Consider the following 11,248-nt stretch of genomic DNA (forward strand, 5'->3'; position numbering starts at 1 on the left):
ACAGATGAAAATTTTAGTAATCGGTAATGGCGGACGTGAACATGCTCTGGCCTGGAAAGCAGTCCAGTCGCCGCTGGCGGAAACCGTATTTGTGGCACCGGGTAACGCGGGCACCGCATTAGAGCCTGCGCTGCAAAATGTCGCGATTAGTGCAACTGATGTCCCTGCCCTGCTTGAGTTTGCCCGGCGTGAAAAGATCGATCTGACGATTGTCGGCCCCGAAGCGCCGCTGGTGATTGGCATCGTGGATGCCTTCCGTGAGGCCGGGCTGGCTATCTTTGGTCCGACTCAGGCCGCTGCGCAGCTGGAAGGCTCTAAAGCTTTCACCAAGGATTTCCTGGCGCGTCATCAGATCCCGAGTGCGGAATACCAGAACTTCACCGAGGTTGAGCCCGCTCTCGCGTATCTGCGTGAGAAAGGCGCCCCTATCGTCATCAAAGCCGACGGCCTGGCCGCAGGTAAAGGCGTGATTGTGGCGATGACGCTGCAGGAAGCTGAGGATGCGGTTCAGGATATGCTGGCCGGAAACGCCTTTGGCGATGCCGGACACCGCATTGTGATTGAAGAGTTTCTGGATGGCGAAGAAGCCAGCTTCATCGTGATGGTGGACGGCGAGCATGTGCTGCCCATGGCCACCAGCCAGGATCACAAACGCGTGGGCGATGGCGATACCGGTCCGAACACCGGCGGAATGGGTGCCTACTCTCCGGCTCCGGTTGTCACCGATGAGATCCACCAGCGCGTTATGGATCAGGTTATCTGGCCGACCGTGCGCGGCATGGCGGCTGAAGGCAACGTCTATACCGGTTTTCTCTATGCCGGCCTGATGATCGATCACACCGGGCAGCCGAAAGTGATCGAATTCAACTGCCGCTTCGGCGATCCGGAGACTCAGCCGATCATGCTGCGCCTGCAGTCGGATCTGGTCGATCTTTGCCTGGCCGCCTGTGACGGTAAACTGGATCAGAAAACGTCACAATGGGATCCCCGCCCTGCGCTGGGTGTGGTGCTGGCGGCGGGCGGTTATCCGGGTGACTACGCTCAGGGCGATCAGATTCACGGTCTGCCACTCGAAGAAGTGGCTGACGGCAAGGTATTCCACGCCGGAACACGGCTGGAAGAGGACCTGGTACTGACAAACGGTGGCCGCGTGTTGTGCGTAACCGCGCTGGGCGACGATGTGGCCGCGGCACAAAAGCGGGCTTATGAGCTGACAAAACCGATCTCATGGCAGGGCAGCTTCTGTCGCCGCGATATCGGCTACCGCGCCATTAATCGCAAATAAGTTCAGGGGGCACCAGGTGCCCCCTTTTTAATTCACATATCTTCTTCTGTCGGCTGCTGTGAGCAGTCATCCTGCTGACTGACCCGCAATAGCTGTATTCCTTCCGGCGCTTCCAGCCATGACACCATCAGCGGTGCCGATGCGCGGCGTTGCTGCTGTGTCAGCATCTGCAGAGCGTCGGCGTCAAAAGCGGGTCTGACCTGCTGGCCTTCGCAACTCTCCAGCACATTGTTTCCCAGCCAGTGTCCCTGTCTGAGGAACACCTGACCGCTTAATAGCGCATCGCTGAGGTTACGCATCCGCTCGGCATCAAACTTATAGAGCTCAACCGCATCCGGGCTGACCGCTTCACGCCGGCCTGAAAGCTGGCGCTGCATAAAGTTAAGACCGCCAGCCTGGTCAAAGCGCAGGGTCACATCATCAGGCTGGTTGCCCTTCACCTGACGCTGAATGCTGATCAACGACTCTTCCAGCCAGACATAATCCGTCACTTCACCCTCACCCCCACTGAACGGCGTATAGAAGGTGCGGATATGGACAGACTGGTGGTCGCTGTTTTTACGCCAGATACGAACAACACCACGATCGGCAAGATAGCCACTGGCAGAAAAGGGGGGAATATCCGGAGTAGAGCTGCAACCGAAAAGAAAAAGGGAGAGAAACAGAACAGATAAACGCTGAAACAGCGGGGTCATGATGGCTGGCCTCTTAAACAAAAGGGGCGAAACGCCCCCTGTTTTAAAGCTTAACCGCAGTGCGACGTCTTACTTAACGGCGTCTTTCAGCGCTTTACCAGACACGAATGCCGGTACATTTGCTGCAGCGATTTTGATCTCTTTGCCAGTCTGCGGGTTACGACCGGTACGCTCAGCGCGGTGGTTCACTTTAAAAGTACCAAAACCAACCAGTTGTACAGCATCACCATCTTTCAGAGACTCAGTGATCGCAGCCAGAGTAGATTCCAGCGCTGCCTTTGCCTGGGTTTTAGACAGGTCAGCTTTTTCTGCGATCACATCAATCAGTTGAGTCTTGTTCATAAGTTATCCTTAAAGTGTATTTATCGCTTGCTAAGCAACGAGTGCGAGGGAAAAGCCATATTCTGGCACTCTTCTGCCTGCACGCACCGATAGCCACAATTTTCAGCCCCCCAAATGTAGACCAGACAGGGGGCCAATGTGAAGCCTCCAGGCGCGCTAATTCGGGCCTGAAGTCACGTTTTATCGCCTTACTGCTGGAAATTTATACCGATGTTGCTAATTCCCGCTTCACGCAGGTCAGATCGCAGACCTTTAATCAATTCAAGGTCGCGCTCTTCACACTCCGCCAGCAGGCGGAAAATCTCCCACTGAAGGTCCCACTCATCGATGATAGCCGGGTTTTCACGCAGCTCTTCGTCGGTCATTTCGCGTCCAGCCTGGGTCATTTCCAGCATGGCGATAGTGGTAATTGAGGTCTCGCTGACTTCAATTGCATGCTCAAGAGTTTCACCGCTCAGCTGCGCATGTACGACTTCGCTTAATGCCACACAGGCATCGATAGCCGGATAAACGCCGTAAACCTCAAACGCATCACCATCCGGAATGGCGGCTTCGAGCTTTTCCAGCTGGCTGTCGAAGTTAATCTTCGCATCTTTGACCGTCAGGTTTTCCCAGATCAGATCAAGAATACGGCGATAGAGTGCCGGATCGGCAAATTCAGTCTGCTCGCAGAACGCACGATAGTTGGGATACATGCGCTCGCACAGGCAGGCCATAAAAGTAAGATGCTGCCAGCTTTCCAGCTTCGCCAGACGCAGATGAACGGGATTTTGTAACATAAAGGTGGCTCTTATTCGTTTCGCTGGCCGCAGTGTAACTGCAAAACCGCAGCACAAACAGTGTTAAAGCGCGTTTTGCCAGCGCTGGAAAGCGGTTCGGTTCGAGGCAACCGCGTCGGCCCAGCGGGTCGGTTCCGGCAGCCGGTAACCACGCGTACAGTTTTCGACCCACTGCAGCGCGGTATCCAGGCTGACACGATGGCCGGTGGCGACAAACAGCGGATTACACCGCAGCTTGCTGCGCCATACCCAGCCTATCTGCTCGCCTTTGTCGATCAGTGGCTGACGACTGCCAGGCTGCGCATCCAGATCGGCAAAACGGCCACACAGGCGACTTTTCGCGACACCAATGGTGGGCACATCGACCAGCAGGCCAAAATGTGACGCGACGCCAAGTCGTCGTGGATGCGAAATACCGTGTCCATCCACAAACAGCAGGTCCGGCTTTTGCTCCAGCATCTGCCAGGCGGCCATCAGCGCTGGATATTCACGGAATGAGAGAAAGCCCGGAATATAGGGCATGGTGGTCTCAACGCGTGCGATGCGGTGCTCCACCAGCTTTAAGGAGGGATACTCCAGTATCACCATCGCCGCCCGGGTAATGGTGCCTTCCTGCTCAAATCCAACGTCCGCCCCGCCGATAAAGCGGGGTGGCAGCACATCAAAATCATCTTCACGCACCACATCAGCGGCGCGTTGTAACTGCTCAGCGCGAAGTGCGGCAATATCCATGATTACTCCTGATGCCAGGGACGTGATAAACGGTGTACCGCCTCAACAAAGACGCCCGCATTTTCCGGTGGCACATCCAGATGAATACCATGACCCAGATTAAAGACATGCCCGGTGCCCGAGCCAAAGCGCTCCAGGATCCCAGCCACTTCCTGTTCTATGCGCTCAGGTGCCGCATAGAGCATAGAAGGATCCATGTTGCCCTGCAGGGCGACTTTGTCGCCCACGCGACGGCGTGCATCATCAATATCGGTGGTCCAGTCGAGACCCAGCGCGTCACAACCGGTGGCGGCCATCGCTTCCAGCCACTGTCCGCCGCCTTTGGTGAAGAGCGTCACCGGCACGCGGCGACCGTCGTTTTCACGCAGCAGGCCATCGACAATTTTGTGCATGTAATGGAGTGAGAATTCGCGGTAATCACGACCGGTCAGCACGCCGCCCCAGGTATCAAATACCATAACGGACTGCGCACCGGCGCGGATCTGAGCATTGAGATAGAGGATGACGCTGTCGGCCAGCTTATCCAGCATCGCGTGGAGCGTAGCGGGATCGGCATACATCATCTTCTTAATTTTGGTAAACGCCTTGCTGCTCCCGCCTTCCACCATATAGGTGGCCAGCGTCCACGGACTGCCAGAGAAGCCAATCAGCGGCAGGTCGCCGTTCAGGTTCTTACGGATGGTACGGACAGCATTCATCACATAGCCCAGCTCCATTTCGGGATCGGGCACCGGTAAACGCTCAACGTCAGCGCGGCAGGTCACAGGGTTTGAGAAACGCGGGCCTTCGCCGGTTTCAAAGTAGAGACCCAGTCCCATCGCATCCGGAATGGTCAGGATGTCACTGAAGAGGATGGCGGCATCCAGCGGATAACGGCGCAGCGGCTGCAGGGTGACTTCACAGGCCAGCTCGGCGTTTTTACACAGCGACATAAAGTCACCCGCCTGGGCGCGTGTCGCTTTGTACTCCGGCAAATAGCGCCCGGCTTGTCGCATCATCCAGACCGGCGTGACATCAACCGGCTGACGTAACAGGGCACGCAAATAACGATCGTTCTTCAGTTCACTCATCTCAACACTCTCTCAATAACAGGCGTGTAGTGTAGCACTTTCACACTTCGGCGCGGCACAGGGCGACGGTATCTTCAATCAGGCGGCGCGCCACGGTGCCTGGCGGTGGCAGCAACGGCAGCTCATCAAAACGGAACCAGGCCGCATCCAGCAGCTCTTTACCGTCGTGCTGCAGATCGCCGCTGTCATACTCCGCCATAAAGGCTGTCATCAGCGATTGCGGGAAGGGCCACGGCTGGGAGGTAACGTAACGGACGTTTTTGACGCGGATATTGCTCTCTTCCATCACTTCGCGGGCAACGGCCTGCTCCAGCGTCTCGCCCACCTCCACAAAACCTGCCAGCACGGTGTAGACCTTGTTGCGATGGCGGGCATGATTCGCCAGCAGGATTTCATCACCGCGACGGATAGCCACAATGATGCAGGGTGCGATCTGCGGATAGTAACGCTCGCGGCAATGGCTGCAGAGACAGGCAAATTCATGTTTGCTTTGGTGCATTTCATGGCCGCAATAGCCGCACCAGCGATGAGAACGGTAGAATTCCGCCAGTTGCACACCGCGACCCACCAGCTGAAACAGCGCCACATCCTGATCGATCAGCTGTCGTACTGAGAACATATCGGCAGAACGCGGCTCACAAATCAGCCAGACTTTTTCGCCCTGCCACTCACCGATGGTCCGGGCTTTACTGCCGGTCAAACCAAATTTTTCGGCGTTTCCGTGGGGTAAATCACCTTGTGGTAACCAAAGTTTCTGTTCATGGCTGACAATCCACCATCCAGCGTCTACGCTTGAGATTTCGCATTGCATTTATTTCGTCATCCTTAGCGTCAACTCGCACGCTGAAGTCCTGATGTTAAGTGTGTAGATAAACAACTATAACTCACATGGAGTTAGATATGCTTAACCAGTTAGACGTCCTGGCTGAACGCGTAGGTGGCAGTAATGAACTGGTCGATTCGTGGCTTGAAGCCCGTCGTCAGCTACTGGTGACCTATTATCACCTGGTCGGACTTAAACCAAACAAAGAGGCGCTGACGCGTCTTGATGAGCAGGCTCTGGACAACTTCTGTCACGGTCTGGTCGATTATCTTTCTGCGGGTCACTTCAGTATCTATGAACGCGTGATCAGCGAAATGAGTGGCGACAGCCCGATGATTGCCGCCGCACAGATCTATCCACCGCTGGAAGCCAATACTGAGCGTCTGATGCAGCTGTATGACGGCCACCTGCAGCAGGCGATCGACGACGAGAACTGCATGACCTTCCAGCAGGCACTCTCCGAAGTGGGTGAAGTGCTGGAAGCACGCTTTACGCTGGAAGATAAGCTGATCCAGCTGGCATGGGATAACCAGCTTGTCCCCCCGCCGGTTGCCAATGACAGCCATATCGCGCGTCCGGCTTAATCATCATCTCCGGCAAAGGGGTTGAGATTATCCCGTAGCCCTTTTATGCTGAACAGGTTCTGAGGAGAGTGCTCCAAAGAACCTTTTTGATTTTTGCTTTGAAATATAAGGTTTTTACATCTGGCTCTGTTATCAGACACCAGCGTAAAAACAGCTTCTTGTCGGAGTGCCCAGTTGGGCTGAGACCGTTAATTCGGGATCCGCGGAACCTGATCAGGTTAGAACCTGCGAAGGGAACAAGAGTAAATATTCTCTGTATGCCAGCATGCTAACGCTGTCTATACGGTTACTCCTTCCGAACTCCGGACAAGCATCGTTCCCCCTTAACAGGATGATTGCTATGTCTGACCAAAAAACAACCCGTCGTGAACAGCGTGCCCAGGCGCAGGAATTTATTGATTCCCTGCAAAGCGGCAGTGCATTTCCCCAGTCCCGCCGCATCTGGATTACCGGCAGCCGCGAGGATATTCGCGTTCCCATGCGTGAAATCGTGCTAAGCCCGACTCACATCGGCGGCAGCAAAGAACAGCCTCTCTATGAGCAGAACGAAGCGGTACCGGTCTATGACACGGCGGGTGCCTATGGCGATCCCGCGGCACAGATCGATGTTCATCGGGGCCTGGAAAAGCTGCGCGCCCGCTGGATTGCTGAACGCGACGACAGCGAACTTCTCGAACAGAACAGCTCAGGCTATACCCAGCAGCGGCTGGCTGACGAGGGGCTGGATCATCTGCGTTTCGATCAACTGCCGACACCGCGCCGTGCCCGCGCAGGCTGCTGCGTCACGCAATTGCACTATGCCCGCCAGGGGATCATCACCCCGGAGATGGAATTTATCGCACTGCGGGAAAACATGGGCCGTGAGCGAATCCGCAGTGAGGTATTGCTGCAACAGCATCCCGGCCACAGTTTTGGCGCGCATCTGCCAGCCAGTATCACGCCCGAGTTTGTACGTCAGGAGGTCGCTGCCGGACGCGCCATTATCCCTGCCAATATCAATCACCCTGAATCGGAGCCGATGATCATTGGCCGCAACTTTCTGGTTAAGGTCAATGCCAACATCGGTAACTCGGCGGTGACCTCTTCTATTGAGGAAGAGGTGGAAAAACTGGTCTGGTCGACTCGCTGGGGTGCCGATACGGTGATGGATCTCTCTACCGGTCGTTATATTCATGAAACGCGCGAATGGATTTTGCGAAACAGCCCGGTGCCAATCGGTACAGTGCCGATTTATCAGGCGCTGGAAAAAGTGAATGGCGTAGCCGAGGCGCTGAACTGGGAAATATTCCGCGATACGCTGCTTGAGCAGGCGGAACAGGGTGTCGATTATTTCACTATCCACGCTGGCGTGCTGCTGCGTTATGTCCCGATGACGGCGAAACGTCTGACCGGAATTGTATCGCGGGGTGGCTCTATCATGGCGAAATGGTGCCTGTCGCATCATCAGGAGAGCTTCCTGTATCAGCACTTCCGGGAGATTTGTGAAATCTGCGCCGCCTATGATGTCTCCCTGTCGCTGGGCGATGGCCTTCGTCCGGGTTCCATTCAGGATGCCAACGATGAGGCGCAGTTTGCCGAACTGCGTACCCTGGGCGAGCTGACCCGTATTGCCTGGGAATATGACGTTCAGGTAATGATTGAAGGCCCGGGGCACGTCCCGATGCATATGATCCGCCGCAACATGACAGAACAGCTCGACCTGTGCGATGAAGCCCCCTTCTACACCCTTGGCCCGCTGACCACCGACATCGCGCCCGGCTATGACCATTTCACCTCCGGTATCGGTGCTGCCATGATTGGCTGGTTTGGTTGCGCCATGTTGTGTTACGTCACGCCCAAAGAGCATCTGGGTCTGCCGAACAAAGAGGATGTGAAGCAGGGATTGATCACCTACAAAATCGCGGCGCATGCCGCCGATCTGGCGAAAGGCCATCCGGGTGCGCAGATCCGTGATAACGCCATGTCCAAAGCGCGCTTTGAGTTCCGCTGGGAAGATCAGTTTAATCTGGCGCTGGATCCCCATACGGCGCGGGCTATGCATGATGAAACCCTGCCGCAGGAGTCGGGCAAAGTGGCCCATTTCTGCTCGATGTGTGGCCCTAAGTTCTGCTCGATGAAAATTTCCCAGGAGGTGCGCGAGTTCGCAGCACGTCAGGATACGCACGCCGAGCCCGTTGAAGTGGGCATGGCGCAAATGTCAGACCGTTTTCGTCGGCGCGGCGGTGAGCTTTATCATCCCGCCGATGCCATTAAGGAGGAGTAACGATGCCCGCATTTCCCGCTACCGCCCCGCGCCTGGGGCTTTATCCGGTGGTTGATAGCCCCGACTGGATTGAGCGCCTGCTGAAGATGGGCGTTCGTACACTGCAGCTGCGCATCAAAGATCAGCCCGATGAGATCGCCGAACCCGCCATCGCTCAGGCGATTGCACTGGGTAAACGCTATGACGCGCGCCTGTTTATCAATGACTATTGGCAGCTGGCGATAAAGCATCAGGCTTATGGCGTGCATCTGGGTCAGGAGGATCTCGATGTTGCCGATCTTGCCCGGATTCATCAGGCAGGAATGCGTCTGGGGCTCTCCACCCATGACGATGCTGAACTGGATCGCGCACTGGCAATCCAGCCCTCTTACATCGCGCTTGGACATATTTTCCCGACGCAGACCAAAGAGATGCCTTCTGCGCCGCAGGGCATTGAGCAGCTGAAGCGGCATCTGACGCGCCTGACGCATATCCCCACCGTGGCAATTGGCGGTATCTCAATTGCTCGGGCACCTGACGTGCTGGCAACCGGCGTAGGGAGTATTGCGGTGGTGAGTGCGATTACCCAGGCAGATGACTGGCGTGAAGCAACACGTACTTTGCTGGCGCTGGCAGAGCTTCACCAATAAGGATTTGTGGAAGCTGTCCCGCATAGCGGCTGCAAAACCAGTAACGCCAGCGTTTCTGCCGGGAAAGCGGTGCGCAAAAGCGTAAGTTGCCGCTGGCGTGCTCTGATCCAAAACCTTAACGTGGCCTCCGTCAGGTTAAGGTTATCTGACCAGGGCCGGTTCCCTCCTCTTGCCGGCCCTGCTTCTTCTTTTCGCTATGCGAGAGTTGAAGCTGAAATCTGCGTCTCATGCTGGCACGAGAGCATGGCGCGTTCGACGGCTGCACCCACCAGCGCCAGCGCCTTCTCAGTCTGCTCGTTGATCGGCAGCCCGTAGTTTAAGCGCAGACAGTTACGGTATTTACCCGAGGCCGAAAAGAGTGAGCCTACGGCTATCTGAATTTTTGACTCGCGCAATTCGCGATTGAGCCGGACCGCATCAAACGCTTCGGGGAGCTCTATCCACATCAGAAAACCGCCCTGAGGACGGGAAACGCAGATGCCGCAGGGAAAGTAGTGGCGCACCCAGCAGCTAAAGGTTTCATAGTTACGATGATAGATTTGCCGCATCCGGCGCAGATGGGGCTGATAATGGCCCTGGCGGATAAACTCGGAGACCGCATGCTGAGGCTGTGTGGCGGTGGAACCTGTGACGATATATTTCATGTGCAGTACACGGTCGCGATAGCGGCCGGGTGCAACCCAGCCGACACGCAAACCTGGCGCCAGCGTTTTGGAAAAGGAGCTGCACAGCAGAACCCGGCCATCGAGATCCAGCGCTTTAATGGTCGCTGGGCGCGGATATTCCCAGGCTAACTCACCATAAACATCATCTTCAATGACCGCCGCGTCAAACCGCTGCGCCAGGGCCAGCAATGCCCGCTTACGCGGCTCAGGCATGATAAATCCCAGCGGATTATTACAGTTCGGCACAACAACGACTGCTTTAATCGGCCATTGATCAAACGCCAGTTCCAGCGCTTCCAGGCTGATGCCGGTTACCGCATCGGTTGGGATCTCAATGGCACGAATGCCAAATCCGCGCAGGGTTTGCATGATCCCGTGAAACGAAGGCGACTCAACGGCAATGATATCGCCCGGCTCGCAGACCGCGCGCACGGCTACCGATAACGCTTCATGGCAGCCGGTGGTAATAACGATATCATCGGCGGTGAGCTGGCAACCGCTATCTATCGCCAGTCGTGCAACCTGTTGCCGCAGTGCGAGAACACCATAGAGGTTGTCATAATTGAGCAGCGCGATGTCCTGCTTCTGAGCCTGTCGGCTGAAGGCTTTCCACAGCGGCTTAAGCGTCGGTTGGGTCAGATCGGGCATGCCGCTTCCCAGCTGCAACACATCATCTTCCAGACGGCTGTTAATCAGCTCCAGCACCGCATCCCACTGCGTTACCTCAACCGGCCGCTGTGCGGGACGGGTCAGCGCAGGCATAGGGGGCGTCGCCTTACGCGAGGCCACAAAATAGCCAGAGCGCGACTGCGGCGTAATCATCTGCTTCTCTTCCAGCAGATGATAAGCCTGCTGCACGGTGCTGATACTGACGCCATGTTCGGCACTCAGACTGCGTACCGAGGGCAGGCGCTCACCACTGCGATATAAACCTTGTTCAATACGCTGAGCCAGCAGCGTGGCCAGATGTTCATATCGCGTCATTGTATTTCCTCTGACTCAGGAGCTGAGCATTAACCGGTACAGTTATGCCTCTTTTTTACCATTCAGATTGTCATTAACGCAATCTGTATGTTAAAGAAAGGTGATTTTTGCGTCTGTATCATACAGAGCGATCCGCTGAGAATAGTCCTCAGACAATTCACTGAGGGCACTATCATGGGATACGACGAGAATCGCGCAGCTAAACCGTTTACAGGCACGCCTTACCAGTTGGTTCGCTATCTTTGGCGCAGTTATAAACGCTGGCAACTGAGGCGTGAGACGCGCGTCATCCTGTCGAAGCTGAGTGACAGTCAGCTGAAAGACATTGGCCTTGGCCGCAACGACTGGAATGTCTGAATCAGAGACAAAAAAAAACCCTGCCGAGGCAGGGTTTTTA

The 11,248-nt window shown here is 55.8% G+C and carries 12 protein-coding genes and 1 riboswitch; of the genes, 5 read left to right on the forward strand and 7 right to left on the reverse strand.

Going from position 1 to position 11,248, the window contains the following annotated elements; translation table 11 throughout:
• Positions 1-4 precede the first annotated feature (4 nt).
• The gene (gene purD / locus ACXKZD_RS18145; protein WP_132500284.1) at positions 5-1,285 is read left to right on the forward strand and encodes a phosphoribosylamine--glycine ligase; all 1,281 of its coding nucleotides are present in this window, start codon (positions 5-7) and stop codon (positions 1,283-1,285) included.
• A gap of 32 nt (positions 1,286-1,317) precedes the next feature.
• On the opposite strand, the gene ACXKZD_RS18150 is transcribed toward purD, so the two are convergent.
• The 6 genes from ACXKZD_RS18150 to nudC all read right to left on the reverse strand — a co-directional run bounded on the left by ACXKZD_RS18150 (position 1,318) and on the right by nudC (position 5,714).
• Positions 1,318-1,980 carry a DUF1481 domain-containing protein gene (locus tag ACXKZD_RS18150; RefSeq protein WP_010261073.1) on the reverse strand — a complete coding sequence of 221 codons (663 nt, stop codon included), beginning with the start codon at positions 1,978-1,980 and terminating at the stop codon, positions 1,318-1,320.
• A 69-nt stretch (positions 1,981-2,049) separates the two neighbouring features.
• Complete coding sequence (gene hupA / locus ACXKZD_RS18155; RefSeq protein ID WP_003850136.1) at positions 2,050-2,322, reverse strand: nucleoid-associated protein HU-alpha; 273 nt, start codon at positions 2,320-2,322, stop codon at positions 2,050-2,052.
• Between the two features lie 188 nt (positions 2,323-2,510).
• Positions 2,511-3,101, reverse strand: coding sequence for a YjaG family protein (locus ACXKZD_RS18160; RefSeq protein ID WP_010261070.1), 591 nt, complete (start codon positions 3,099-3,101; stop codon positions 2,511-2,513).
• A gap of 63 nt (positions 3,102-3,164) precedes the next feature.
• On the reverse strand, positions 3,165-3,833 hold the full coding sequence (gene nfi, locus ACXKZD_RS18165; protein WP_010261068.1) for a deoxyribonuclease V: 669 nt from the start codon (positions 3,831-3,833) through the stop codon (positions 3,165-3,167).
• A 2-nt stretch (positions 3,834-3,835) separates the two neighbouring features.
• Positions 3,836-4,903 carry a uroporphyrinogen decarboxylase gene (gene hemE, locus ACXKZD_RS18170; protein WP_010672222.1) on the reverse strand — a complete coding sequence of 356 codons (1,068 nt, stop codon included), beginning with the start codon at positions 4,901-4,903 and terminating at the stop codon, positions 3,836-3,838.
• Between the two features lie 40 nt (positions 4,904-4,943).
• Positions 4,944-5,714: an NAD(+) diphosphatase gene (gene nudC, locus ACXKZD_RS18175; RefSeq protein WP_010672223.1), complete on the reverse strand. Its 771-nt coding sequence runs from the start codon at positions 5,712-5,714 to the stop codon at positions 4,944-4,946.
• 89 nt (positions 5,715-5,803) lie between these two features.
• On the opposite strand from nudC, the gene ACXKZD_RS18180 reads away from it, so the two are divergent.
• From ACXKZD_RS18180 to thiE, 3 genes are all read left to right on the forward strand, one after another.
• Positions 5,804-6,310: an Rsd/AlgQ family anti-sigma factor gene (locus ACXKZD_RS18180; protein WP_010261059.1), complete on the forward strand. Its 507-nt coding sequence runs from the start codon at positions 5,804-5,806 to the stop codon at positions 6,308-6,310.
• 152 nt (positions 6,311-6,462) lie between these two features.
• Positions 6,463-6,563: riboswitch (TPP riboswitch) on the forward strand.
• Positions 6,564-6,650: 87 nt separating this feature from the next.
• A complete protein-coding gene (gene thiC / locus ACXKZD_RS18185) occupies positions 6,651-8,573 on the forward strand; it encodes a phosphomethylpyrimidine synthase ThiC (RefSeq protein WP_064691049.1) in 1,923 nt (640 codons plus the stop codon).
• A gap of 2 nt (positions 8,574-8,575) precedes the next feature.
• Complete coding sequence (gene thiE / locus ACXKZD_RS18190; protein WP_488981787.1) at positions 8,576-9,202, forward strand: thiamine phosphate synthase; 627 nt, start codon at positions 8,576-8,578, stop codon at positions 9,200-9,202.
• Between the two features lie 194 nt (positions 9,203-9,396).
• Here thiE and ACXKZD_RS18195 read toward each other — a convergent pair whose 3' ends face one another.
• Complete coding sequence (locus ACXKZD_RS18195; RefSeq protein WP_010672226.1) at positions 9,397-10,851, reverse strand: aminotransferase-like domain-containing protein; 1,455 nt, start codon at positions 10,849-10,851, stop codon at positions 9,397-9,399.
• A gap of 174 nt (positions 10,852-11,025) precedes the next feature.
• Here ACXKZD_RS18195 and ACXKZD_RS18200 point away from each other — a divergent pair, with 174 nt between their 5' ends.
• Positions 11,026-11,208 carry a DUF1127 domain-containing protein gene (locus ACXKZD_RS18200; protein ID WP_010261051.1) on the forward strand — a complete coding sequence of 61 codons (183 nt, stop codon included), beginning with the start codon at positions 11,026-11,028 and terminating at the stop codon, positions 11,206-11,208.
• Positions 11,209-11,248 lie beyond the last annotated feature (40 nt).

It is taken from the genome of Pantoea sp. ABR1s (genome assembly GCF_057812235.1).